The organism is Citrobacter portucalensis (assembly GCF_023374935.1).
Taxonomy (GTDB): Bacteria; Pseudomonadota; Gammaproteobacteria; order Enterobacterales; family Enterobacteriaceae; genus Citrobacter; species Citrobacter portucalensis.
On record NZ_CP092466.1, the window covers coordinates 1,227,817 to 1,248,838 of the forward strand.

34 protein-coding genes and 2 pseudogenes are annotated in these 21,022 nt (G+C 49.5%); 4 read left to right on the plus strand and 32 right to left on the minus strand.

What is annotated here, in order from left to right; all coding sequences use genetic code 11:
- Positions 1 to 4: 4 nt before the first annotated feature.
- From LY264_RS05815 to LY264_RS05890, 16 genes are all read right to left on the minus strand, one after another.
- Positions 5 to 307, minus strand: a complete 303-nt coding sequence (locus LY264_RS05815) for a DUF2730 family protein (RefSeq protein ID WP_171846003.1) — start codon at positions 305 to 307, stop codon at positions 5 to 7.
- Entirely contained in the window at positions 288 to 518 is a 231-nt protein-coding gene (locus LY264_RS05820) for a TraR/DksA family transcriptional regulator (protein WP_171846004.1), read from the minus strand. Before LY264_RS05820 ends, LY264_RS05815 begins: the two co-directional genes overlap by 20 nt.
- Entirely contained in the window at positions 515 to 1,120 is a 606-nt protein-coding gene (locus LY264_RS05825; protein WP_171846005.1) for a hypothetical protein, read from the minus strand. Before LY264_RS05825 ends, LY264_RS05820 begins: the two co-directional genes overlap by 4 nt.
- Positions 1,108 to 1,515 (minus strand): hypothetical protein, encoded by a 408-nt coding sequence (locus LY264_RS05830; RefSeq protein ID WP_046275149.1) that lies wholly within the window; start codon positions 1,513 to 1,515, stop codon positions 1,108 to 1,110. The genes LY264_RS05825 and LY264_RS05830 overlap by 13 nt, the downstream gene beginning before the upstream one ends.
- The gene (locus tag LY264_RS05835; RefSeq protein WP_164562396.1) at positions 1,508 to 1,726 is read right to left on the minus strand and encodes a hypothetical protein; all 219 of its coding nucleotides are present in this window, start codon (positions 1,724 to 1,726) and stop codon (positions 1,508 to 1,510) included. The genes LY264_RS05830 and LY264_RS05835 overlap by 8 nt, the downstream gene beginning before the upstream one ends.
- 2 nt (positions 1,727 to 1,728) lie before the next feature.
- Positions 1,729 to 2,310, minus strand: a complete 582-nt coding sequence (locus LY264_RS05840; RefSeq protein ID WP_171846006.1) for a glycoside hydrolase family 108 protein — start codon at positions 2,308 to 2,310, stop codon at positions 1,729 to 1,731.
- Between the two features lie 107 nt (positions 2,311 to 2,417).
- Positions 2,418 to 2,930: a hypothetical protein gene (locus LY264_RS05845; protein WP_046275146.1), complete on the minus strand. Its 513-nt coding sequence runs from the start codon at positions 2,928 to 2,930 to the stop codon at positions 2,418 to 2,420.
- A gap of 3 nt (positions 2,931 to 2,933) precedes the next feature.
- Complete coding sequence (locus LY264_RS05850; RefSeq protein WP_046275145.1) at positions 2,934 to 3,329, minus strand: Mor transcription activator family protein; 396 nt, start codon at positions 3,327 to 3,329, stop codon at positions 2,934 to 2,936.
- Positions 3,326 to 3,874 (minus strand): gp16 family protein, encoded by a 549-nt coding sequence (locus LY264_RS05855; RefSeq protein ID WP_046275144.1) that lies wholly within the window; start codon positions 3,872 to 3,874, stop codon positions 3,326 to 3,328. Before LY264_RS05855 ends, LY264_RS05850 begins: the two co-directional genes overlap by 4 nt.
- Positions 3,864 to 4,355, minus strand: a complete 492-nt coding sequence (locus tag LY264_RS05860; protein ID WP_046275143.1) for a nucleoside triphosphate pyrophosphohydrolase family protein — start codon at positions 4,353 to 4,355, stop codon at positions 3,864 to 3,866. Before LY264_RS05860 ends, LY264_RS05855 begins: the two co-directional genes overlap by 11 nt.
- Positions 4,356 to 4,440: 85 nt before the next feature.
- Complete coding sequence (locus tag LY264_RS05865) at positions 4,441 to 5,058, minus strand: DUF3164 family protein (RefSeq protein ID WP_171846007.1); 618 nt, start codon at positions 5,056 to 5,058, stop codon at positions 4,441 to 4,443.
- A 22-nt stretch (positions 5,059 to 5,080) separates the two neighbouring features.
- Complete coding sequence (locus tag LY264_RS05870; RefSeq protein ID WP_097471205.1) at positions 5,081 to 5,368, minus strand: hypothetical protein; 288 nt, start codon at positions 5,366 to 5,368, stop codon at positions 5,081 to 5,083.
- A gap of 2 nt (positions 5,369 to 5,370) precedes the next feature.
- Entirely contained in the window at positions 5,371 to 5,610 is a 240-nt protein-coding gene (locus LY264_RS05875; RefSeq protein WP_097471204.1) for a hypothetical protein, read from the minus strand.
- Between the two features lie 2 nt (positions 5,611 to 5,612).
- A complete protein-coding gene (locus LY264_RS05880) occupies positions 5,613 to 6,560 on the minus strand; it encodes an AAA family ATPase (RefSeq protein ID WP_046275139.1) in 948 nt (315 codons plus the stop codon).
- A 38-nt stretch (positions 6,561 to 6,598) separates the two neighbouring features.
- Positions 6,599 to 8,680: a Mu transposase C-terminal domain-containing protein gene (locus LY264_RS05885; protein WP_171846009.1), complete on the minus strand. Its 2,082-nt coding sequence runs from the start codon at positions 8,678 to 8,680 to the stop codon at positions 6,599 to 6,601.
- 4 nt (positions 8,681 to 8,684) lie between these two features.
- Positions 8,685 to 8,915: a helix-turn-helix domain-containing protein gene (locus LY264_RS05890; RefSeq protein WP_171846010.1), complete on the minus strand. Its 231-nt coding sequence runs from the start codon at positions 8,913 to 8,915 to the stop codon at positions 8,685 to 8,687.
- A gap of 182 nt (positions 8,916 to 9,097) precedes the next feature.
- Here LY264_RS05890 and LY264_RS05895 point away from each other — a divergent pair, with 182 nt between their 5' ends.
- Positions 9,098 to 9,730, plus strand: coding sequence for a helix-turn-helix domain-containing protein (locus LY264_RS05895; protein ID WP_171846011.1), 633 nt, complete (start codon positions 9,098 to 9,100; stop codon positions 9,728 to 9,730).
- Positions 9,731 to 10,012: 282 nt separating this feature from the next.
- On the opposite strand, the pseudogene LY264_RS05900 reads toward LY264_RS05895, so the two are convergent.
- From LY264_RS05900 to LY264_RS05975, 16 genes and pseudogenes are all read right to left on the minus strand, one after another.
- Positions 10,013 to 11,629: pseudogene (locus LY264_RS05900) on the minus strand (inverse autotransporter beta domain-containing protein); the annotation flags it as partial.
- Between the two features lie 572 nt (positions 11,630 to 12,201).
- Positions 12,202 to 13,374: a site-specific integrase gene (locus tag LY264_RS05905; RefSeq protein ID WP_023306771.1), complete on the minus strand. Its 1,173-nt coding sequence runs from the start codon at positions 13,372 to 13,374 to the stop codon at positions 12,202 to 12,204.
- Positions 13,329 to 13,538: a hypothetical protein gene (locus LY264_RS05910; protein WP_000050710.1), complete on the minus strand. Its 210-nt coding sequence runs from the start codon at positions 13,536 to 13,538 to the stop codon at positions 13,329 to 13,331. Before LY264_RS05910 ends, LY264_RS05905 begins: the two co-directional genes overlap by 46 nt.
- Positions 13,528 to 13,812 carry a hypothetical protein gene (locus tag LY264_RS05915; protein ID WP_063846397.1) on the minus strand — a complete coding sequence of 95 codons (285 nt, stop codon included), beginning with the start codon at positions 13,810 to 13,812 and terminating at the stop codon, positions 13,528 to 13,530. Before LY264_RS05915 ends, LY264_RS05910 begins: the two co-directional genes overlap by 11 nt.
- Positions 13,813 to 13,912: 100 nt before the next feature.
- The gene (locus LY264_RS05920; RefSeq protein WP_136397977.1) at positions 13,913 to 14,137 is read right to left on the minus strand and encodes a hypothetical protein; all 225 of its coding nucleotides are present in this window, start codon (positions 14,135 to 14,137) and stop codon (positions 13,913 to 13,915) included.
- Positions 14,134 to 14,700: a beta clamp domain-containing protein gene (locus LY264_RS05925; protein WP_058660498.1), complete on the minus strand. Its 567-nt coding sequence runs from the start codon at positions 14,698 to 14,700 to the stop codon at positions 14,134 to 14,136. The genes LY264_RS05920 and LY264_RS05925 overlap by 4 nt, the downstream gene beginning before the upstream one ends.
- The gene (locus tag LY264_RS05930; protein WP_071684374.1) at positions 14,697 to 15,446 is read right to left on the minus strand and encodes an ORF6N domain-containing protein; all 750 of its coding nucleotides are present in this window, start codon (positions 15,444 to 15,446) and stop codon (positions 14,697 to 14,699) included. The genes LY264_RS05925 and LY264_RS05930 overlap by 4 nt, the downstream gene beginning before the upstream one ends.
- Before the next feature lie 12 nt (positions 15,447 to 15,458).
- A complete protein-coding gene (locus LY264_RS05935) occupies positions 15,459 to 15,977 on the minus strand; it encodes a hypothetical protein (RefSeq protein ID WP_071684383.1) in 519 nt (172 codons plus the stop codon).
- A gap of 40 nt (positions 15,978 to 16,017) precedes the next feature.
- Positions 16,018 to 16,452, minus strand: a complete 435-nt coding sequence (locus LY264_RS05940; RefSeq protein ID WP_071684375.1) for a hypothetical protein — start codon at positions 16,450 to 16,452, stop codon at positions 16,018 to 16,020.
- A complete protein-coding gene (locus LY264_RS05945) occupies positions 16,449 to 16,667 on the minus strand; it encodes a ParE family toxin-like protein (RefSeq protein WP_136397979.1) in 219 nt (72 codons plus the stop codon). The genes LY264_RS05940 and LY264_RS05945 overlap by 4 nt, the downstream gene beginning before the upstream one ends.
- Positions 16,639 to 16,891 (minus strand): annotated as a pseudogene (locus LY264_RS05950) (hypothetical protein). The gene LY264_RS05945 and the pseudogene LY264_RS05950 overlap by 29 nt, the downstream one beginning before the upstream one ends.
- Positions 16,891 to 17,247 carry a hypothetical protein gene (locus LY264_RS05955; protein WP_249457515.1) on the minus strand — a complete coding sequence of 119 codons (357 nt, stop codon included), beginning with the start codon at positions 17,245 to 17,247 and terminating at the stop codon, positions 16,891 to 16,893. Before LY264_RS05955 ends, LY264_RS05950 begins: the two are co-directional and overlap by 1 nt.
- A gap of 5 nt (positions 17,248 to 17,252) precedes the next feature.
- The gene (locus LY264_RS05960) at positions 17,253 to 17,636 is read right to left on the minus strand and encodes a hypothetical protein (protein WP_182294292.1); all 384 of its coding nucleotides are present in this window, start codon (positions 17,634 to 17,636) and stop codon (positions 17,253 to 17,255) included.
- A gap of 61 nt (positions 17,637 to 17,697) precedes the next feature.
- On the minus strand, positions 17,698 to 18,123 hold the full coding sequence (locus LY264_RS05965) for a hypothetical protein (protein WP_249457519.1): 426 nt from the start codon (positions 18,121 to 18,123) through the stop codon (positions 17,698 to 17,700).
- A gap of 81 nt (positions 18,124 to 18,204) precedes the next feature.
- Positions 18,205 to 18,498, minus strand: coding sequence for a hypothetical protein (locus LY264_RS05970; RefSeq protein ID WP_032610623.1), 294 nt, complete (start codon positions 18,496 to 18,498; stop codon positions 18,205 to 18,207).
- A gap of 171 nt (positions 18,499 to 18,669) precedes the next feature.
- Positions 18,670 to 19,362 (minus strand): XRE family transcriptional regulator, encoded by a 693-nt coding sequence (locus LY264_RS05975; protein ID WP_023296237.1) that lies wholly within the window; start codon positions 19,360 to 19,362, stop codon positions 18,670 to 18,672.
- Positions 19,363 to 19,488: 126 nt separating this feature from the next.
- On the opposite strand from LY264_RS05975, the gene LY264_RS05980 reads away from it, so the two are divergent.
- Genes LY264_RS05980 through LY264_RS05990 form a run of 3 tightly spaced genes read left to right on the plus strand, consistent with a single transcriptional unit; the run spans position 19,489 to position 20,957 of the window.
- Positions 19,489 to 19,731 (plus strand): transcriptional regulator, encoded by a 243-nt coding sequence (locus tag LY264_RS05980; RefSeq protein ID WP_047400055.1) that lies wholly within the window; start codon positions 19,489 to 19,491, stop codon positions 19,729 to 19,731.
- 1 nt (position 19,732) lies between these two features.
- Positions 19,733 to 19,942, plus strand: coding sequence for a DUF4222 domain-containing protein (locus LY264_RS05985; RefSeq protein ID WP_023306765.1), 210 nt, complete (start codon positions 19,733 to 19,735; stop codon positions 19,940 to 19,942).
- Positions 19,935 to 20,957 (plus strand): hypothetical protein, encoded by a 1,023-nt coding sequence (locus tag LY264_RS05990; protein ID WP_058671180.1) that lies wholly within the window; start codon positions 19,935 to 19,937, stop codon positions 20,955 to 20,957. The genes LY264_RS05985 and LY264_RS05990 overlap by 8 nt, the downstream gene beginning before the upstream one ends.
- Positions 20,958 to 21,022: the final 65 nt, after the last annotated feature.

The following is a 21,022-nucleotide window of genomic DNA, read 5'->3' on the forward strand; positions in this document are numbered from 1 at the left end:
TCCTCTATTTTTCCTTCAGTTCGTTTTCCAGGAGCAAATCGCTGATGCGGGATGCCTGCCTGAGCGTGCCGGAGAATTCACGTATCTCACCACGCAGATTGCTCATATCCAGCTGCAGGTTGTGCAGTTCCTGACGGGTTGGCATACCCTCAACAGCTTTTTCAAGAATGTTCAGCCGGCTGCTGACTTTCTCCATCTCTTCACGGCGGGCATAGGTTTTCGCCAGCAGAAGATGGAGCAGGTTTACGCCTGACATAAACAGCGCCCAGATGATCGCCCAGTTACCCTTAACGACTTCCCAGTCCACGCTTCCCCCTTTTTTCTCTGATGTCCTGGCAGGTGAAACAGGTCACCGCATCCGGACAGGCAGCCAGCCTGGCGGCCGGAATGTCATTACCGCAGTCGTTACAGAAACCGGGGTCATGAGGCGGCTCTTTAATCCGGTTTAAATGACTGTTTAACACACGTTGTCGTTCTTCGTTTTCGAGGTCGCTGGCGCGATCAAAGGAGTCCGTCATTTGGGCATCACCGCCTTGTGCTTACTGGATTTGCTGTAACGGGCAAAGCCATCCAGCGTCCTGAATCCGAGATATCCCAGCGCCGGTGTCGCCAGCATCAGGGAAATATCCCAGTCAGGGGCTGGCATGGAAAAGGCATGACCAAACCCGGCTGCAATAGCGCCAGCCTGCTGCCCCATTGACATCAGCATCACATAAGCAATGCTGCTGTAGAGCGACAGTCGCGCCATACGTGGCCGGGTCTGGCGGACATATTCGTCGGTGGCGTTGTCACCGTTGCGGATGGTTTCCTGCTGCTCGTGGTGTGCGGCCTGCTGGTCTGCCAGCAGCCCCTTCTGACGCTCAAGCTGATACTGTTCCAGCTGGACTTTCAAGGATTCGAGCTGGACGAACTGCTCGGGTGGCAACTGGGCCAGCTTCTGCTCAAGTACACGCTGCTGGTCCTGTGGGTTGATGGCTCCATTAACGGTTTCAACAATGCCGGCGACGGAATCTGCCGTCCTGGCGGCATCACCGCCAAACCAGCCGCCCACGGTACGAACGAGAGAGGGACCCGCTTTGAGCAGCACGGAAGCGATGGTGGTGAGAGTTACTGGATCCATGCGAGCAGCCCCTTACGTGAAACCCACAGACAGAAGAGGACGCCAAGAAAAGCACCGGCCGGAAAAAGAAGTAAAAGGATAGCGGGTGTTGCATATAGTGAACTAAGTAAAAGGCAAATGAAGCCGCCCGCCCAGATAACCCACGACCAGAAATAAGCGTAACGATTGAGATGACGCTCTGCCTGAATCAGACGATATGGAAGGTTACCCAGGAAGATACTGAACCCCAGCAGTACCACCCCGGAGAATGCCAGCCACCACACCATGAAGGCAGGTCGTCCGTGGAAACTACACAGAAACATTGAGATGCCTGCCAGCACCAGGATGGTCCAGCCGGACTGACAAACGCGGAGTAATGCCTGTTTTAACCAGGTCGTATCAAACGATTTAAACACAGTGTTTTTCCTTATAACGCTGGCACTGCCAGACGATGTCTCTGATATCAACGGAGTCCCAGCCTTTGCGATAGAAACTGGCGTGCGTTCCATCGTGGCCGGTGTAATCAACCGGAACAGGAGGTGGCCCGTTTGCCACCCGGTGCTGCACTTCCTGACGGAGGCGGTCACGCCGCCCCTGTCGCATTGAGCCTTCCCAGCCTTTCCCCATGCTCAGCTCCGGGTAACTGACTGCTGACCACCAATCACTTCCTGACAGGCGTTCGCCAGCTCATCGAGACGGTTGAACCAGCCATTGAGATATTTGCCCTGGGAAGAATTCGATTTGATGATGTCGGCGTAATAACGGGCACGGCGCAGGAAGCAGCGATTCAGGAGCCATTCCGGGTCAGCGCCAATGACAGCCCGGTTGGTGTTCGGCCCTACGATGCCATCGGCGGTCACGCCTGCTGCCGACTGAAGCTGACGAATCGCGGCTTTCACGCCATGCTGTACGGCAGCATCGAATACGAAAAGTGAGATGCCATCTGGCCAGTTGGTGCAATACGCCGCCTGCCAGTAATCCCGGTAATAAATCTGAGCAGCCTGTTCGGCGGAAAGTTCTTTAATGGTGGTATCGGGTTTGCCGTCGCCGTTTACGTCAGTTTTGCCGTCAGCAATACCATCGCGTTTATCGGAAATACCGAACTTAGTTTCACCACCTTTGTCGGTGGAGTCGTTGACATAGCCGCCTTCTCTGGCGAGAACGAAGTCGAGTGCGTGTTGAAAGGCTGGAGAAAGGAGTTGAGTTGTCATGCCTGCACCTTTTTTATGAAGGAAAGAGGTAAATGTCACTTTCATTCATTTTGTTGCAGGTATAAAAAAAGCCGGATTTACCGGCTTCATTTAATATAGTTGTGCTATCAAGTAGTTCTGATGCCGCAACCGAATGTTACCGTGGAACCTATAGTACGGACGGATATATCATAAGATTTTCCATCTACATTACCAGTGGCACGTAAGATACCGTTTTTATCTTTATCAGTCGCAAGAGCATTCTGAAAAATGGAAAAAACTGCATCGTGAACAGTAGAATCATCGCTGTCAGCTACCGCTTTGGCCAACTGATTACATTGACTTAAAGCAAAAGCGGCTTCAATTTTTGGTGTTTTACCTTCAGTCAAAACCATGACACTTGCTTCATCTTTTCCCAAAGCCCAGACGCTTTGGAATACTGAATAGTCTTTGCGGACAGAAAATATCTGAACCCCATCAATGATGTTACCCTTTTCCCAATCATTACGTTTAATAACATCTTGTTTATCAAACTGAGCAATTAGTTTTTCATTAATAGTTTGCGGTTCTTTTTTCGGGAAAAAATATGAATAACCCCCACCTAAAACAATAGCCAGAATTAAAACGTTTGAGAATTTCATACATTAGTCCTTGCCAAATAAATCCGGTTGATATTTGCGTTGCTCCAGTCTACGCATTCGTTTGATAGCTTTATACACTGTTTTGTAGGTCACATGGTAGCGCTCTACCAATTCGGGAACATTATCGCCAGTGAAGTCACGCCAGATTCGCATGTCACGAACCAGATACTCCAGTACCTGACCACGTGGAAAATAAACCTGCATTCCGCCAATTTTACTGCTGATAGCGGCAACTAATTCAATCGAATGTTTAGGCTCGTAACCCAGACGCTCCAGCTCGACGCGAAGTAGCGCATTCAGTTCGGACAACAGTGAAGGGAATCGTGCCCCTTCAATTTCATCATCAATATGGTCAAGAATACTGTCGTCGCGTACATCATCAAAGAGTTCGCCATTCATTTTGTCCACCTTTTCACGGCTTCAGAATAGGCCCAGCAAATTGTGTCGTAGTCCCTGACTTCATCGCCAGTGCGGGGGTTCATCGGTAGGCGCAGCCCATGTTCAGTCAGCGACTTTTTCATCGCCCGAATATGCCACTGCTTGAGGCTCTCCAGAAAGTTAACCTCCATATCACCTCGAAGCCATTCGACACTGGCGACACCCTGACCGCCGTTAATCTGGTTGGTATGGCGCTTAACAAAGCGATCGAGGCCAGCATCACTACCGTCACGGACGAAGCCATCGCTGTGCATAGTGCGCCAGACCGCGCGGATTTTAAGGCTTGTATCTGACGGAGAAGACATGCGACGCGGCTTCTTAGTCGGTTTAACCTTAAAGCCTTTCTCTTCCATCGCCTTAAGTACTTTTTGCAGTTCCGACTGTGACATATCGCGGCAGCTTATTTTACCGGGAATGATACTGCCCAGCATCGCGCGATAGGTTTCATCATCCAGACCCAGCGAACGGCGGGCTACGTGGATAAGTTTGATGGTATTAGCCCGCATGCTTTTCCCCCTGCATGTGATTTTCAGTGTGTTGCTGCTCCCGGATCATCAACTGCGCGGCATGCATGAGCAGCGACATGCAACGACGCAGACCAGCAGCAGCGTAGCGATTGTTAGTATCACGATCCCGGTACAGCGCATCAGCCAGCTCAAACTGCTCCTGCGCATCGGCCAGCAGGGTCGTCACAAACGGTGTACAGGTTGCTACCGGGTTGACCTCAACACCCACACGCTGGGCAAGGCGGGTAAGTGAACGAGCCTTGCTTTGCTCAATCATGTCGTTCAGACCGTTGTGACGCAGCTGCTCGATCATGATTTCAACGTCAGCCGCTTCTTCTGCAACCCGTGACGCATTGGCTTTATGGTTCACGAAGCGCACACAGCTGGCCGCCAGCTCGCTGCACTCTTCGGAAGTAGCCAGCACCTGACGGTCATATCCCCACTGCGCCAGCGCGTTATCGTAAATAAGAGGTTTATTCATGATGTATTACCCTTTTCCTGAATTCGGCGCGAACGAATCCCTGACGCACGCGCCGTTATTAATTTGAAGTTTTATTTACTGGTAATTAAAGCTTGGCTAAATCCAGCGAAATTTGCTGATAACTACCATCACCCTGGCGCTCATAAAGTCGCAAATACTGACTGGTGCCGGTCACCTGAATAGCGTCAGCAATGGCATCCATTGCTTCATTCCATTTGACATCGTCAATGTTCAACTGGCGCAGACTCAAAACCTGGTTGATATCGATTTTTCCCTGTTTGTTGACGCGGAAGGCATGATCAACCATCGCCATAATCTTCTCATCAGCGCCGACAGACCACTCACCAATGCAGTTATCAATCAGTTTTTTAGCCGCCTGGATACGCTCATCAAAGACGCGATGCTCACCTACGGCACGAACCAGCTTGTAACGACCATCGAAGCTGACCAGCGATACATTACCTTTGGTGCCGCCGTACTCCACACCATATTCAGAAGCCGAAAGGTCAATAAAGTCGGTGATTTCCTGCATGGACTCCAGTTTAAACGCAGCCAGCAGCTGGCGCTGTTGGCGGGCAGCGTCGATGATATTCATCACCACTTCGTCACGTAGCTTATCGAGCGGTTTAATTTGCGACTCGGGGACCAGATGTCCCTGCGCATTAGTGCGGTAACCCACTGGGGTATTTCCTGTATTGTTCATATTGATACCTTTAATTACGTCCTTATCCACGAAAGACGATGTTTGAAACAATGCGGCGGCTTAATTCCATTTTTTCGGCAATGATCGCAATGGATAAACCTTCTTTATAAAGCTCATTGCATAACCAGGCATCATGAGCATCTGCCGACTCAATCACCAGAGACAGACCAAGTCGTTGTGCTCGTGACTGGATGGCGCTCTGACTGCGGTTCATCCTTTCAGAAATCTGACTGAGGGTGAGTTTTCCTGCATGCTTTTCAAGCAATGCAAGTTCCTGTTTTGTCCAGGGACGACTTTTCCCGACTGCCATAATCACCTCCAGATAATCCGACAACCATTGAAACTGGCCACCCAGATAGAGCGGGAGCCACTGTTATTGCGTTCAACAATACGTACAGCACTGTGCAATAACTCAGCCGGAGGACATGACACCTCCAGAATCGGGCGGGTACGGGACTGGCGAAAGCCGGTCACCAGACAACCTTTCTGATTGAGCATGGCCTCTGTTGCCATGGCCTGCTGCACGTGGGTCGAAATCAGTTCAGGAAACATGTTTAACCTCGCAGTAACGTGGAAACATCGACGTCCAGATCCAGATCGCGAAATGCTTTCAGGATATAGGCTTCATTCACCGCTTCACCAGCACCGTGTGCAGTCATTGCAGCCAGACGTAGAGAATGGCTGAGAATACGCAGCGCACCGGGTTTCTGGGCGATTTGTTGCAGAAGCTGACGCTCTTTTTCACCCTTAATCTGCCAGGCATCTGCAATGGCAGATACGTCGGCTTTCTTGGTTTTATTGATGGCCACACGTTTGGCAATACGGGAGAAAAGACGGGCAAATTCAACGGTACGGTTACCGCCGGTCATATTGGAATAGACACGATGATTACCCATCAGCACCAGTCCGACGCGGGTCGCCTCCTGAAGCAGGCGCAGCTCTTCCAGGGCTTCAGCGCCCAGATGATCAGCTTCATCAATAATGATGAGACCCTGAGTGCCATCAAGACGACGGCGCAGGGCGCGAGCCAGTGGGCCTTTGCGGCGTGGTGCATCATTCATACCCACCTCGTAGGCCAGTTCAGTCAGACATTCAAGAACACTGGCGCATGCCGGAGTTACTGTAATCATCCAGACGTTATCGTTGGTACGACAGTATTCACGTGCTGCCTCAGACTTACCCACACCCGGGTTACCACAAATCACGCCAATACACTCTGTCAGATGAGCGTAACGAAATGCCGTCCAGATTTGTTTCACGGTTGGCGTCTCGATAAAGCGTGGAGGCTCAGGGAATTCTGCGGCCGCGAACTGCTTGCTGACCCAGCGCTGCAGGGCTTCTTCCACACGTTCGTTATCCCCCGCATATTTACCGTTCATAAAACTGCTGAGGGTGCCGGAGGACAGGCCTGTTTCTCGAGCCACTTTATTAAAAGTCAGTCCTTTTTCGTCCACGAGGTTGCGCAGAACCCCGCGAATATCAGAGATATTCACATCAGACATAATTAACTCCATATTTTTGAATTAAATTTAAACGTGATTCAAATAACGTTTTTACGTTTATTCTGTTCCAGCATATCCAGAGAATTATTCAGGTATTCATCCTCCATATATTCCGCTTCCTCGGTTTCAGCCAGCATGACTGGCGCTGCGGTATGAGGGCGGTAGACATTCCCCTGTAACCAGTTTTCCTTCTGCGGGGCTGGCAGTGTATGGACATTCTCAGCCTCGGCCAGACGGACTTTCTCCTCGCCACGCGCTTTCATACCCTTAATGCGCTGCTGGCGCTGATGGTACTCAGCGGTAACAGGGAATGCCTGACGCTTGTTACCATCCCAGATCGCTTCGCATATAAATGAGCCATCCATGCGGCGAATAATGACTTTAGTGGCATCATGGATGTCATAATTCACAAGCACTTTATTGCCATGTTCGTGGTTGAGTTCAGACGAGTAATAAAGGTTGTTGAACAGGCGGACTTCACAGCGGCTCACGCTGCGCTCAATCTGCGGCATGAACATTTCGCGCAATTCGAGATCAGAAAGCCACTCAATTTCAGTTGCCTCTTTCTCAAGTTTGTAACGGCGAAACTGTGCCGGGGTAAAATGTTCACCATTGCCACGCTTCGGCAGCGACTCGTGCGGACGGTTGTTGTACCACTCAACACCACTCTCAATTTCGGCAATTAATGCATCCCATGAAGGCAGGTCACGCAGAGTCTGCTGCTGTTTAACTGACAGCTCCTTACCTTTGGCCACTGCGTTAGTGGCTGACATCAGAGCCTTTGTGGTGCGACGGACGGTGCTGCGGTCCGCTCCCGTGCCATAGTAAGTCGCAAACTGGCGGGAAATACGCATGGCCAGTGTACGGTTGAGGCGTTCGATGATGCCACGACCCTGGGGGTTCTCAGGAATACCCAGCCGATGATCGATACCGAGGCGGGGAAGAATACCCGTGATGTCGGCATCAAACGTGTTATTAGTCTCGCCGCCACCATTATCAGAGTAATACAGGAAAGGTTTCCCGTTATTCTTAATACCGTGGCGCATGGCATCAGCAACCGCAATCACGCTTTCCGAAAGCGCAAGGCTCCAACCGACGATATATCGGCAGCAACCGTCCAGGATGAATGTCACCTCAGGGGAGAACGGGTTACCGTGATCGGGGTGCGCTACTTTCATCTTCATCCCGTGGCCATCACCAATCCAGACATAATTGACGGGCAGAGATTCCCAGTCACGGCGGACAAAACCTTCGTACTGTCTGAACTCGCTGCCCGTCACGCGACCTTTTTGCTTTACCACTATCGGCAATTTATCCATCGCGTAACACACCTGATCGTAAGAGGGCATTGCAGCAATCATCACCATGTCCCCCTGGAAACGCTCTGACCATTCAATGGCAAAATCATCATAGGCCTCCTGAATGCCGCGACCATCAGGGCGACGGTAGAAGCGCAGGAACTCAGGCAGCCACTTAATCTCTTCTGGTTTCACACTCTGACGCTTACCCGGGGCCAGTAACATCAGACGTTCGGCGGGGGTATTCGCTTTATTGAAATCTGCCAGCCAGCGTTTCAGCGATATCTCACTGAGGGAGCGCGATGCCCCTTTCTTGGCGTTTGCTGCCGCTGCGGCATCTGCCAAGCGCTGGGGTAATTCTCCGGCCTGTGCCTGACGCACGATTTCACGCAGCGCTTTCGCCCGGGTAAAGCCCGGCAATTGCCCCAGACGAATCACTTCAGCAACCAGCGCCATTCGTGCATCTGCCGTTAATCTCTGTGCTGATGTCAGTGAGCCCAGTTTTTCCTCCATCAGTGCGGGGCACTTGCGGTATACCGCAATTTTGCTCTCGTCACTGCCTTTGGCGTTAGGTGCTGTTACCTCAGCTGCAGGAGTATCACCTGGCTGCGTGGACAGCATGGCTTTAACCTGACGGGCACGCAGGATTTTTTGTACATCCTGTGGCAGGCAGTCGATGTGGTATTCAAATGCCTTGGTGCCATGGCGTTTACGAACAAGCTCCGGGGTGTTACCCACGATTTTTTTCAGGCTGTATCTCAGCCCCTGCTGGGTCGCTGGCAGTCCCGGAAGACCAGCCAGTTCACTGATGGTCACGTACATGTCACTAGTCCTTGTTGTAACGGTCTGGCCAGATTAATGCGGGATCTACATTGAGAGCATCGGCAATGATGCGCTCGCCTTTTGGGTAGGGCCGCGCCAGTGCATTTTTCAGTGTGTCTGGCTTCAGGCCAACGCTGACGGAGAGTCCACGTAAGGTCAGCTTGCGCTTATGAAGCTCACCGACAATGTCCACGTTGTGCCAGCCTTGTGCGGGAATGACTTCATTTCTTTCCATACTTCGCATATCCTAAAAAGTTAACCGCCCGGATAATCCGGCGGGGTTATCCGATGGGATAAGTATTGATCCAAAATGAGACCATGTAAAGCAAATCAATCGCTTTCTTTTCTCAGTTGGGTTAACTGATGGGTGTGGCGGCTGTTTTTTATTTAAATTCATATAGTTAAATGGAAAAGAAAATGAATCCTGAAAAGAAAGAAGATTTTGCTTTTGCTCAAAAGGGAAAAGAAAGTATTCGCGATAGGATAAAAAGCCTTTTCAAAGGGAGAAGTCTTCGGAAGGTCTCACTCGATTGGGACCTTCCTTACTCAACTTTGAATAACTACTTCTCTCGATCGGCAACCCCTAGCGTAGAGGTTTTGATAAAAATTGCAGAACTCGAAAATGTCAGTCTCGCATGGCTGGCTACTGGGAACGACGGCGTGCTGGTTGATGACGAATACCACAGAGCCTCATCATCAGCTGGACCGACTGGCAATATCGGCAGCAGCGCAGGTATAGGGTTTACGGCGTCTCCATCAGATGATGATTCCATCTCTGAAGCAGTCGCATCATTCACATGGAGCATGATTTATAAAGCGCTCTCGCCTGAAGAACGAGCGTCACTGATAAGTCTTTTCATGAAGGTCGGAGCGCGAGGAATTTTGGATAAAATGTGTGATAGCGAAGCTGACCGTGCATGGGAAAGCTTAAGCGCCAGCGATAAAGATCGTCTTATTAGGCTTAATGAGCAACTGAAAAAAGGGTCATCTGAAGGTGGTAGCGGCGTAGCCGAAGCGGACCTACATGGTGATAGCAAGAAGGTCGGTTGAGTGGTCCCTGGCAGAAGTAACTATTTATTACATCTGCTTTACGCTGGATCCATGCAGTACATCAACCAGCAGGCCTTCTTTTTTGAAGTGTGTTAAAATTTTCCTTGAACGCTGAATCTCAGCTTTTGAAGTGCCAGTAAATTAGTATCAAATGTTTTGCCGATCGGCTGCATTTCTTCAGAACGGTATCAAATGAGATTTTGAACCGAATCCAGTAATCCCGCGTATTCCCGGTTAATCCAACCTTCTCCCGGTAGTATCAAATGATTTCCTTCCCCATATTATGCGTGCCGTCCCCGCCGTTAAACCCGGCGTCAGCGTGGCGGTATACACCCCGGAGCGGGTTTCCTGCACTTCACCAAGCTTTGGAGCCTGTGCCGAACGCTCACGATTTCTCTGTGCGTCAGGTGTAAACGCTAAAGACAACTCAATGTCATGTGCAAGCCCTGTTAACGGATTACCATTGGTATCTTTAAGCACCAGCGTAACCGGATGCTGTGACTTCCCGTCAGCAGCGATGATCGGTTGCTGCTCGCCGTTCAATGTAAAATCCATTGTGCCGACAGAGGCCGAACTCCTCGTCACCGTCACGTCCATCACCGCATAGTTAGAGGCGTTTCCTTTAACATCTCGCGCCGTTGCACCGATTTGCCAGTGATTAGTGCCGCCTGGTGTATAAGCGGGTAACGTCAGTTGCCATGATGTGCCGCTACCGGAAATGCGTCCGCCAGCGGCGGTAAATGCGCTATCGTTCCACTCTACCGACTGAATGCCCCAGTGGGATTTATCCAGCGAAATAGTCACCGGAATAACGGCGCCACCTTCCCCCTGTACGCTTTCAGGCAGGCGGATTTTCAGAACCGATTTTTTGCGGTATTCCAGAACAATATTGTTATTTCGTTCGACAAAATCGTAGCGTCCGTGCTGAACTTCGCGCATTAACGCAACATTGTCGCTGTCCAACTGCTTCGCCAGCGGGATGCCGGGGCGATAGTTAATCTCTATGCCGAAGCGTGAATCATGAGTATTGCTCTGCCCCTGCTTGTGTTCAGCGGAAAGCGTAACTAGAGGGACCGGCGTATAGCTGATCCCGCCAGTAAAGGCGTACGGATTTTCCTGAAGATGATCGCTGCCAAAGAGGCCGACATTCTTGCCGTAATACTTTTCATATTTAAGCGATGCGCCCAGTTGCGGATACGATGGCAACCAACCTTGGGTATAGATATCCCATCCATCCGCCGGACGTTCCTGATAATCATCCAGATCGTGGGAATCCTTCCATTTCGATAATCTTAAATAAGCATTTGCGCCTGCGCGTAAATAATCTCGCCAATACTCAACGCCTGCACCCATACGTGCGTGATGACGACTTAAATCGTAGTCATAAAATAAGTTTGCGCCCAGCATTGAATTATCCGCCGTAAAATAGCGATAACCCATACCGATATTAGTTTGGGTTCTGTCATCGGTACGGTGAAGCGATGTCTGGCTAAATAAAACATGCTGCTTTGTATCAAACCACGGATAAAGGAAATCGAACGCCGAATCTTTCAACGAGAAAGCGTCATCGACGTTGAGTTGAATACGTGCATTACCGTACTTCTGTAGCCACTCTACCACCTCCTTCGTTGCCTGTGCTGAGACGGTATTAGCAGCAAAACTGCCCGCATGGCCGTTTTCAATACTTCTGCCAGCCTGCGCGGCGACAGAAGACAGGCCTCGCAGTTCTTGCTGTTCTGCGGCGGCCTGCGATGCCTTAACGGCTGACGCATGGCTGATGGTTGGCGTGAAGCTAAGAAGGGTAGGATACAGAGCCTGCAAAGCGATTGTTGACCATGCGACAACCTTATTAACGGGGCCTGTTGCCCCATTGCTCCGCGAAATTTTCTTATTTGACATTTGTAACTCCAATATCAATTAAAAAAATCAAAGGTTATTTCATGTACTGAACGGGATGCGTAATATATGTATTTAGTAGGAAAATTCAAGAGTTATTCATGGAGAAGTTAACTGGATATTTTTACACTATGCGGCGTTGTGGGCTGTCTAACGATGTCGAACGTTTAAATGACGAATGTATTTAAAAAATACGTTTCTTTTTATCGTGACGATTTTAAGCTTGTAGGGATATTATTTAACCATGGTCGTTCACTGTTAAATAAAAAGAGTTATCAGGAAATTAATCTGCCTGTTCGTATTCAGCTATCATCACGTTCTCCGGATCTAAGTCTGGAACGTGTCAACGCTTTCAGAGGACGGGTCAATAGACACAAAAAAGCCCTCAGCTTGCGCTGAGGGCTTTCACCGGTGTTTGGTGGAGCTGGCGGGAGTTGAACCCGTGTCCGAATAATTCTTAACCTATTGAATATTAATGTTTTGTCTTTTTTAAAAGGTCTCAAGTGCATTTTACGTGCATATCGTGGTCCCTCTAACGTCCTGATTCCGTCCAACATTTTGAAATATTCACCACGCTACAGAGCTGCAGAAATGGCGGTTTTCCCGTCGTATTCAGCCAGGTATTTACCGTAATTGCGGAACAGCATTTCCGGCCCTTTATGCCCCATCTGCCCGGCAAGCCAGAAAAGGTTTACGCCCTGGCTAATGTGTCTGGTGGCGAATGTGTGGCGGGTCTGGTACGGGTTACGGTATCGAACGCCAGCTTTTTTGAGGGTTGGCACCCATGCTTTTTTACGTATCGCGTCGGCGTTCGCCCAGGGCTCACCCGTTTTAGGATCGCTGAAAATAAACTCACTTTTCATGAACGTGAATTGTTTCTGCGCCTGCAGCGCGGCCAGCGCCTCGCTGTTTAATTCTACTTTACGGGTACCGGCTTTTGTTTTGGTACCTTTCAGAACGCCAACAACACTTGCCGCCTGAACGTGAGCTGTTTTAGCTATATTGTCGAGATCAGGCCAGCGCAACGCACACAGCTCAGAGCTGCGTAAACCCGTATTGAATGCGAAACGGAACAGGTTTTCCCACTCTTGGTATCTGCAGCTCTGGTAAATAGCGCTGATTTCCGCTGGTGTGAACGGATCAACTTCGTAATCGTCACTATTCGGGCTGCTGTCGATCACGTGGTACCGACTCGCGCTGACAAGGGTTACCGGGTTGATAGTCAGCAGGCCGTCTGTCACCGCTTCATCTATGGCGCTGCGCAGAAACGAGAGGTTATTCCTGATCGTTTTCAGCTTAGTTTTTCTGCTGGCGATCCAGTTTTTGAGGACCGCAGGGGTCAGTTCCGATACATGCATTTTGTGCAGCGCAGATAGCGCAGACAGGCACTTTTCATAACCGCCAATAGTTGACGGCGAAAGGTTGCGGTTCTGGCAGATTTTCAGATACTCGTCCAGGTAGGACTTAATATTTTTGGTTTTCTTCACTACCCCGAACAGCTCCAGTTTTTTGGAGGTGGGGAAGTATTTCGCATAATCGAATGTGCCGCCGGCGATCTGATTCTGTATCTCCCCCAGCAGGCGCTCGGCATACTTCACGCCGCGCGCGTTTGCTTCCATTCTGGAAAGGGGCTCCCGGCAGAGAACCCCCTTGTAGGTGAATGTGATCACCAGGGTATCGCCAGTTTTATGCTGGCGAATGGTTACTCCTCTTGGGAGAGATAATGATCCTTGTTCTTTCTTGCCCACTTTGAAACCTCCGTTAAGTCTATCCAGCGTTCTTTAACGCCATCGACTTTTAATACATGGACACCCTCTTTCCATAACCCCCTTTGTATCCGTTTGTTAACGGCTTCAACCGTTTCTCCGGCGTCCCGGCAGTAGGTTGAAAGTGGTACGCAATCAAGACTCATGACCGACCTCCCGCCCAAATGCCTGGGCATTTTCCAGTTCATTTGCCGCATAAATAAGTGCGTTGTGGTGCGCTCTAAAACCGCCATCAAGTTCGCTGGCCGCTCTCTTGCGCAAAAAATCGATTGCAGCCTGATAGTCTTCACTAGCTGGCAGATTTCCCATGACCATCAGCATGTTTTCCGGGTCGATAGGGATGGTGGTGAGCCCCAGCTGCTTGGCCTCCGTTGCCAGACGGGTCCAACGCTTAATAATTTCTAAAACTGGCTGATTCATGGAGCGCCTCGCTACCTCACCAAAAACTTATATTCAATCAGCGCGCCGAACACGACGGCCACCAGCAGCAGGCCAAACAGCATGGCCAGGAGAAATGGCTTCATCGCTTAGCCTCCCGCTGTACGGTTTTGTAGGCCCGCAACATATCGCGGGATTTACCGGACAAAACTGACTTCATGAAAAGCACGCCGCTACGGGTTGCAATGATGCCTGGCGTGCAGAGCAAGGTGGCATCCACCACCCGGTTATGCTTACGGAACTCAAACACGGTACTGGTGATCTCTATGTTCGCCGCGGCGCCGTAGTCCTGGTATTGGATTTTCATGCCAGATGCTCCCTAACAACTTTGAATGCGTCATCACGGCATGGCATCACAACGAACTCAGGGTTACCGTATGTGGCGTCGATAACCGGATCGAACTGAATGCGTACCGCGCCATGCTCAATGGAAGGGCGTAACTGAACGGGAATAAACTTCCTCTCGCGCCCAAACATCTTCTCCGGATAACCGAGGTATTCAGCCTGGATAACCGGACTGATGCCGAAATCCACTTCTTTCGGAATGACACGCTCCAGGTCTGGAAACCGACCATCAACCAGCCTGATACCGGTGATCGAAATCCGGCGCTCGAATGCGTCCCGGTGAATGGCAAAGGCTTCTTTGTTGAATACCAGTTCAGTGGTTTCCGCTTTCGCCGGAACCGGCCCTTCAAACTGGACGATGACGTTTTTCTTCGTCCGGATGCCGTGCTCCATGCGCAACGCGACATGCCCGTTAGTTGCCTCGATATATTTCGGAGTGATATGCACCCCGTTCAGGTAGTAACGGACATCGTTTTTGGCAGCGCACACCAGAGCAGCGCGGATAAGTTTCGACTGGATGATCATGCTTTACCCTCCCACCCGATAGCCTGAAACAGCCCCATCTTTGGGTGATACCAGCGTGTGCCGCGCGGTTCAGCTTCAGACATCATCTGGCGGAATGCCTTCATGAACGGCTCAAACTCCACAATGGCCCGGCGAGAAAGGAGACCGTCTGGTGTCATGAATTCGTGGGTGTCGGTGGGGATGCGATAAGCATTGACCAGATTCCTGCACTTGGCATCAGTCATGCCGCTTTTGGCGACCACCTGGCGGTAACCGACATATCCGGCGCGCATGGTCCCGCGTTTGATGTTCTCCACAGCTTCTGTGACCGTTTCGATCTGCTCTTCAACATGATTCAGGCGCTTCTGCTGGCGAACGGCATCGGCGGCCATTGCGGCGATCATCTCGATTTCCGTCAGCGGCGCGCGAGTGCGGAAATAGCTGTTAACCAGCTCTCGCTGAACCTGCCAGGCCAAATCGTCGGTAAAGGATTTCACCAACATCAGATACCCGGATTCGACCAGTACAATTCCTGATGCTGCAAATTTGGAGAAAGTACCGTCAGGAAGGTGTCGACGAATTTCGTCGGAACCTAATTCGAAGTAGTCTTCTCCTTCAATAAGACGAGACTTGTTTTCTCGGAAATTGCGTCCAGCAGTTCCGTCTGGCCGCTGGTGGACTTCATCAATCATCGCCAGCGTCACAACACGCTGGCCGCGATATTCGACTGCCGGAAGCTGTCTGTTGTTGATAGTTATTGTGTTCATTTGCGTCCTTCCTCAGTGCATGATCGGCATGTCTGGCATACCTTCGGTCTGGATTTGCTCGATAAAGCTGTCGTGGAGAAGGTTGAACCCCTCCCGGCCCATAGCGGACAGCTTGAAACCGGATTCGTCGTCAGCAACAACCATGTCCTGATACATCCGCAGAGCCAGTTGCTGGCCAACAGCAGGCCCGTATTTTTCAATTGCGCCAGCCTCAATATGGTTAGCGAGCGCAAAGCGTTCCGGTCCGGGGTAGACGCTGATTGCACCTTGCTTGCCGGAATAGATAACGGCTGTATCAACGCCGCCTTCGTCGTTCGGAACTTCGACCGTCCCGTTCTTCTCCTGCTCCTCAGCGATGAATACCGCGGCGAGCAACCAGCGCCAGACGATGATTTGCTTATCGATGTTGAGCGTAATCCAGTTGCTTTCTACCGCCTCCATGATGGAGGCCAGCAGTTCCATTCCTTCCGCAATGTTTTTGTCATAGTGACCGTTGTCGAGCTGACGAATAGCTGCGGAATATCCAATCACGCGATTTCCAAACCGAATGCCGGTTGACGTTGGTTCGGGGTTAAATGCTGTGCGATCCATTACGTACCTCTGCTGGTTTGCTGGACTGAAGTTCTTCGCGTTCTTTCACGTAGCGGTCATGCATGGCATCCCATTTTTCGCACCACTTCTGCATATCGCGCTTACGGGCAAAGATGCGGCGCAGCCGGCGAACGCAGCGCTGGTGGGCGAAGTGATACTCTTTCGTGACGCCGCCGCGCTCCCATACTTCTCCGTGTACCGGATGGCAGACCTTTACATCAGGATGGCGGCACATAAAGCCCGATGCCTCGAATGCCCAGGTGGTCATGAAGAACGCCAGATAGCGGATCGCCGTATCGCGGCTGAAGCAGCGCTTCATGCGTCCATGCCGCATAGCGACGAACAGGTTGCCCACAGGCGTATGGTGAATCTGAAACGCCAGGTCAATGGCACTGGCGGTACGGTTGTCGATCATCGTTTTATTTCCCCTGAATATTTTTCATGACTCATTACTTCCCAGTTCCGGCCATCGTCTTTCGATAACAGCCTCCAGCGCGGATTAACCTTCAGGCTGAGATATCCGGTCCTTCGCATACGTCGCGCATATATTCGCTTTCGCCGGTATCGCAACAGGACCTGCATTGCCTGCAGGTGTACGCGTTCAGGTATTCGAATTGCTGTCAGTGCCACAAGTAACCTCTTCAATGCGTAGCTCCATTTCGCGAGCCATTTCGATAAAAGTGTCCAGAGCGCAAATGTGTTCGTCGTCAAGCAGCCGGCGATCGCATGTGACACGACCGTTTTCGATATAAAGAACAACACGCCCGGTGAAGTCCGGAAGGACGTGCAGATCCACGTTGAGGACTGGGGGGGGGGATCTGCATTCCATGCACAATTGTTTGTTGTGAGGCCATTAGTTAATCCCTCCACATACGTATTTCTCTTTCGCGTGTTTAATTAATTCCGCAAAAATCTCGTCAACAATCATCTTTCCTGTTTCGGTCAGATATTCGGTGTGTCCATTGATATCGACACTTTTCATATACGTCAGGCGAAGAAATGTTTCCGCTTCTGTGTTGAATTCAGTCCGAGCCTGTTTTTCGAAGCGCAGCAAAAGTTTCATCATTGATTCTTCGTTAATCTCGATAACCTGAATATTGTTATCGGGCATATTTACGGATAGGCAATAACCTCCTGTCTTACGCTTCATTCGATTTAATGTCGCAATAGCAATGCGGCGGCGATAAATTTCAATGGTGTTGTTTTTCATTGTCACTACCGCCCGTAAGCCTTGCGCAGAAAAAGGTTTGCAATATGCAGATAACTATTTCCATAAGAGGCGAAAAGTTTTGCTGTCTTGTGTGCTGCTTTATCTTTCAGAAACGTCATTATTGCCCCCCCCTTTGAGGTGTTCTCCATCGTCATTTTTGTCATGAAGCAAAGCTCATTAAGTAATGAGGTGAATCTTCCCGCTACCTTCACATCAGTGCGTGTGATTGCTGGCATAAGCAACTGGGTAAATTCAGCACGGAGTTCATGTGCATATTTATTGGCACACTCTGCTGTTTTGTGGGCTTTGTTTATGTAAAGAATGTCGTCATCCTGATTGGCTGGATGGGCTTTGTTATTCACGACTTCATTTCTGACGATAATATTCATTTGCATTTCCTCAGGGTGAGTGATGCCACGCCAGTTAAGGCGTTAATTATTTATTTGTTAATTACGAGTTTATTTTTTCAGCTTTCTTGCTGATTACTTCTTGTAGCTCGCCGAGCTTTTCAAAAACGATAGTCAGAGTTCCTATTGCAGATAATTCCTGCGGAATGCAGTCCATCGCATTACAAACCGCCATTTTGCAGTTTCCGGCTTCTGTAGCCCAGTTGTTAAGCACGCCAGATGTTAATCTCTTGCTTGCTCCTGCGGATGAATTATTGGCACTGGCGTTCCGGGTAATGCTTTCCGGGGGTAGCATAGTGACGTATTCATTAACACCATCCAGTGTTTTCTGCATCGAACGAATCAGGCATGCAATTGCGTTATCGGCTTCTGGCTGAAGCTCGTAGTTACGATAAATAACCTCAAGTAACGAGGTGTTTTCCACAATATCAGCTGCGACACTTTCGAGTATTTCGATGGGAGTTTTCATTTTCATTTCCTCAGGGTGAGTTTTTCACCACCCTAAAAGGTGTTAATTTTGATTAATTGAGTTGGTTAATTAATTGGTTAGTTAGCTAACAGAAAACATTTTTTTAATATCAGGATGGTCATCTATGATTTTTTTAGCATCATCACATGCTTCTTCATATGACTTGAAGAAATCAACCAGAACAAAATAATTATCTACACGTTCGTAGATAGCGAATTCCAAACCATCAATAAAAGTGGTGTTAAATTCGTAATCAAAATCATTCTGATGAGGCTGTGCAGCTCGTAAATAAATCCAGTGTGAATTTGCTGCTTTAAGCTTGGCGTGGATATCAAATGCCTGGCTCGCTGGGTTTGGTTGGGAGGTTGTATTCATCTCGTTGGCTCCGTTGTTTGCCGATGAAATGAGAATACTTAAGTATTAATTGAAGGTCAATGGTATTAATACAAAAAGAATAATAGATTTCTTATGTATTTGTTATTGAAGATTATTTTAGTAATAAAAAAGCCGACACTATGGTCGGCTTGGTGCTTTTTTGGTAGCGGATCAGAAGATTGTTGATACCCAAAACAGCCTTCCTAAAACCTCAAGACTATCCATGTCTACTTCTTCGTCAGGGTATTCATCAGAGTTATAGCTTCTGATTGTCACCTTGTCTGGCCCAGATCTGTAGAGGATTTTTAACCTTTTCCATCCACCTTGGTTGATGCCGTAAATTTTACCATCAACGATACGCTTGTCATGGCAGTTTATAGCAACAGTAGAGCCATCAGCGATCACTGGCTCCATGCTATTCCCGTGTGCAGCAAAGCATAGAACGCCATCACCATCACTATTAGCTCCCACCTTTCGCAATGTTGCTTTGGAAAACCTAAGTTTTTTGCCATTGTAATCATCATTAAGAGCGCTGCCATCTCCACATGCGAACTCGATATCCTTCAAGTAAGGCACCTCTACCTCATCATCCTCAAGCGGCGTTTGCTTATCCCATGGATCTATACCAAACATCCTTTGTTCTGGAGTTTTTGCGGGCCCCATGGTGCCTTCACCAGTGCTTAACCATATTGGATCTACATCCAACGCTTTGGCTATATCCACGATTTTTCCGCTGGACTGAGCTTTTCCTGAGGTTAGTTTTTGTATGGCCCCCTGGCTTACCCCAACCCTATGCGCTAATTGACTTTGTGTAGCCCCGGCATGAGCCATCGCCAGCCTTAGTCTTTCTGCAAGTGTGTTCATCTAAGTATCTCCGATTTCTGTGCATATTTAATACCACAGGATTAACCATGGCAAGCGGATAATACTTGATTAATTATTCCTTTGGTATTATTTTATATCTTTAATATTAATACTAAGGGCTTTGTTATGACTGATGAGGTTTTTGAATCCCCAATGGCGAAAGCCGTGTACGTTGCTGGTGGGCAAAGTTCGCTTGCTAAAAAGGTTGGCGTTACGCAAGGAGCGGTCTGGAAGTGGGTCAGGGGGGTCAAGAAAGTTTCTCCTGTCCATGCAGTAGCAGTCTCAAACGCAGTTAATGGAGTTGTTAAGCCTCATGAACTGCGTCCTGATTTGCCGACTCTTTTCCCACACCCGGGCAATGAGGTGTGATATGTCGCACTCAATCACTACCGAAAACCAAATTAAGCCATTGGATATCGATTATCGCGATCCGCGCGGTGTGATTGTGCATGTCACCGGCTGGAATCGGGATAAGCAGCAGGTGTATTTCACCAGGCAGAATTATCCGCATGAATGCATGCAGCCTGTCTGGAAGTTCCAACAATATTTTACGAAGGTCTCGGAGGCGCAAAATGCGTGATTACGGAAAGGTGTCTCCTCACTTCTGGATTGGCAGAACAGGCAAAGAGCTGCGTCAGGCTGGGCCAGAGTCTCAGCTTGTGGCGTTGTACCTGCTTACCAGTCCGCACGCCAATATGATCGGTCTTTATTACATGCCCCTTGCGTTCCTGTCTCATGAGACTGGATTAACCATGGAAGGGGCTAAGAAGGGGCTTAATAGCGCCATTAAAGCCGGGTTTTGTAAGTACGACGAGCATTCAGAGATGGTGTGGGTCATCGAAATGGCAACGCATCAAATCGGCGAGGCGCTGAAACCCGGAGACAAGCGCTGTACTGGAGTACAGAACGAATACAACAAAGTATCGGATAACCTATTTCTTTCAGAGTTTTACGAGAAATATTCCAAACAATTCAATATGACTTTTTCCCGTAGTAGTGAGGTTCAGATCCCGGAGGAAATTGAAGGGGCTTCGAAGGGGCATGCAAGCCAGAAGCAGGAACAGGAGCAGGAGAAAGAACAAGATCAAACTAATTTGTCCGATTCGAATCGGACTGATGGCGATAAACCTGACGAGTCGAAAGGTAAACCTGCACAGGGAAAGCCTGATTCAGAATCATATGATGCTGAAGGCCCAGATCCAGTCGATGCCGCTTTCGAAAATATTTTTTGGGGTGCAGGCCTGAGGAAAGATGCCAAGGTCAAGGCCCGATCCGCCTTTAAAACCAAATACCGTGACTGGAAAAAAACAAACCGAGGTACTCCTGATAGCTTCGCCGTAATGCTGGCTGAAGATATCCGGGTCCGGGCAAAAGCGCAGCAAATGGGATTCGACAAACTCCTGCCGGCCTCATACCTGAACGGTGAACGCTGGAACGACGAAAAACCAGCGCCAGAGGATGTGCAGGCTACATCGAACAGTTCCGACGGGCAGAACAGGGAATCCTGGGCAACACAGTCCACCGACGGATCCGCTGAAGTGTTTGTTAACTACGCAGCCCTTGAACGAGCTAAGCGCGGGAGTTATCGCCCATGAAATCATTCCTCAAGCGTGTGCTGGTGGCTGGATATAATCACGGCGTTCTGAGCGAGGGATTCGTG

Bases quoted from the DNA above. Each gene is read 5' to 3' on its own strand.
- LY264_RS05820 (WP_171846004.1), bottom strand. From the start codon at position 518: ATGACGGACTCCTTTGATCGCGCCAGCGACCTCGAAAACGAAGAACGA.
- LY264_RS05825 (WP_171846005.1), bottom strand. From the start codon at position 1,120: ATGGATCCAGTAACTCTCACCACCATCGCTTCCGTGCTGCTCAAAGCG.
- LY264_RS05835 (WP_164562396.1), bottom strand. From the start codon at position 1,726: ATGGGGAAAGGCTGGGAAGGCTCAATGCGACAGGGGCGGCGTGACCGC.
- LY264_RS05840 (WP_171846006.1), bottom strand. From the start codon at position 2,310: ATGACAACTCAACTCCTTTCTCCAGCCTTTCAACACGCACTCGACTTC.
- LY264_RS05845 (WP_046275146.1), bottom strand. From the start codon at position 2,930: ATGAAATTCTCAAACGTTTTAATTCTGGCTATTGTTTTAGGTGGGGGT.
- LY264_RS05850 (WP_046275145.1), bottom strand. From the start codon at position 3,329: ATGAATGGCGAACTCTTTGATGATGTACGCGACGACAGTATTCTTGAC.
- LY264_RS05855 (WP_046275144.1), bottom strand. From the start codon at position 3,874: ATGCGGGCTAATACCATCAAACTTATCCACGTAGCCCGCCGTTCGCTG.
- LY264_RS05860 (WP_046275143.1), bottom strand. From the start codon at position 4,355: ATGAATAAACCTCTTATTTACGATAACGCGCTGGCGCAGTGGGGATAT.
- LY264_RS05865 (WP_171846007.1), bottom strand. From the start codon at position 5,058: ATGAACAATACAGGAAATACCCCAGTGGGTTACCGCACTAATGCGCAG.
- LY264_RS05870 (WP_097471205.1), bottom strand. From the start codon at position 5,368: ATGGCAGTCGGGAAAAGTCGTCCCTGGACAAAACAGGAACTTGCATTG.
- LY264_RS05875 (WP_097471204.1), bottom strand. From the start codon at position 5,610: ATGTTTCCTGAACTGATTTCGACCCACGTGCAGCAGGCCATGGCAACA.
- LY264_RS05880 (WP_046275139.1), bottom strand. From the start codon at position 6,560: ATGTCTGATGTGAATATCTCTGATATTCGCGGGGTTCTGCGCAACCTC.
- LY264_RS05885 (WP_171846009.1), bottom strand. From the start codon at position 8,680: ATGTACGTGACCATCAGTGAACTGGCTGGTCTTCCGGGACTGCCAGCG.
- LY264_RS05890 (WP_171846010.1), bottom strand. From the start codon at position 8,915: ATGGAAAGAAATGAAGTCATTCCCGCACAAGGCTGGCACAACGTGGAC.
- LY264_RS05895 (WP_171846011.1), top strand. From the start codon at position 9,098: ATGAATCCTGAAAAGAAAGAAGATTTTGCTTTTGCTCAAAAGGGAAAA.
- LY264_RS05910 (WP_000050710.1), bottom strand. From the start codon at position 13,538: ATGAGTCTTGATTGCGTACCACTTTCAACCTACTGCCGGGACGCCGGA.
- LY264_RS05915 (WP_063846397.1), bottom strand. From the start codon at position 13,812: ATGAATCAGCCAGTTTTAGAAATTATTAAGCGTTGGACCCGTCTGGCA.
- LY264_RS05920 (WP_136397977.1), bottom strand. From the start codon at position 14,137: ATGAAAATCCAATACCAGGACTACGGCGCCGCGGCGAACATAGAGATC.
- LY264_RS05925 (WP_058660498.1), bottom strand. From the start codon at position 14,700: ATGATCATCCAGTCGAAACTTATCCGCGCTGCTCTGGTGTGCGCTGCC.
- LY264_RS05930 (WP_071684374.1), bottom strand. From the start codon at position 15,446: ATGAACACAATAACTATCAACAACAGACAGCTTCCGGCAGTCGAATAT.
- LY264_RS05940 (WP_071684375.1), bottom strand. From the start codon at position 16,452: ATGATCGACAACCGTACCGCCAGTGCCATTGACCTGGCGTTTCAGATT.
- LY264_RS05955 (WP_249457515.1), bottom strand. From the start codon at position 17,247: ATGAAAAACAACACCATTGAAATTTATCGCCGCCGCATTGCTATTGCG.
- LY264_RS05960 (WP_182294292.1), bottom strand. From the start codon at position 17,636: ATGAATATTATCGTCAGAAATGAAGTCGTGAATAACAAAGCCCATCCA.
- LY264_RS05965 (WP_249457519.1), bottom strand. From the start codon at position 18,123: ATGAAAACTCCCATCGAAATACTCGAAAGTGTCGCAGCTGATATTGTG.
- LY264_RS05970 (WP_032610623.1), bottom strand. From the start codon at position 18,498: ATGAATACAACCTCCCAACCAAACCCAGCGAGCCAGGCATTTGATATC.
- LY264_RS05975 (WP_023296237.1), bottom strand. From the start codon at position 19,362: ATGAACACACTTGCAGAAAGACTAAGGCTGGCGATGGCTCATGCCGGG.
- LY264_RS05980 (WP_047400055.1), top strand. From the start codon at position 19,489: ATGACTGATGAGGTTTTTGAATCCCCAATGGCGAAAGCCGTGTACGTT.
- LY264_RS05985 (WP_023306765.1), top strand. From the start codon at position 19,733: ATGTCGCACTCAATCACTACCGAAAACCAAATTAAGCCATTGGATATC.
- LY264_RS05990 (WP_058671180.1), top strand. From the start codon at position 19,935: ATGCGTGATTACGGAAAGGTGTCTCCTCACTTCTGGATTGGCAGAACA.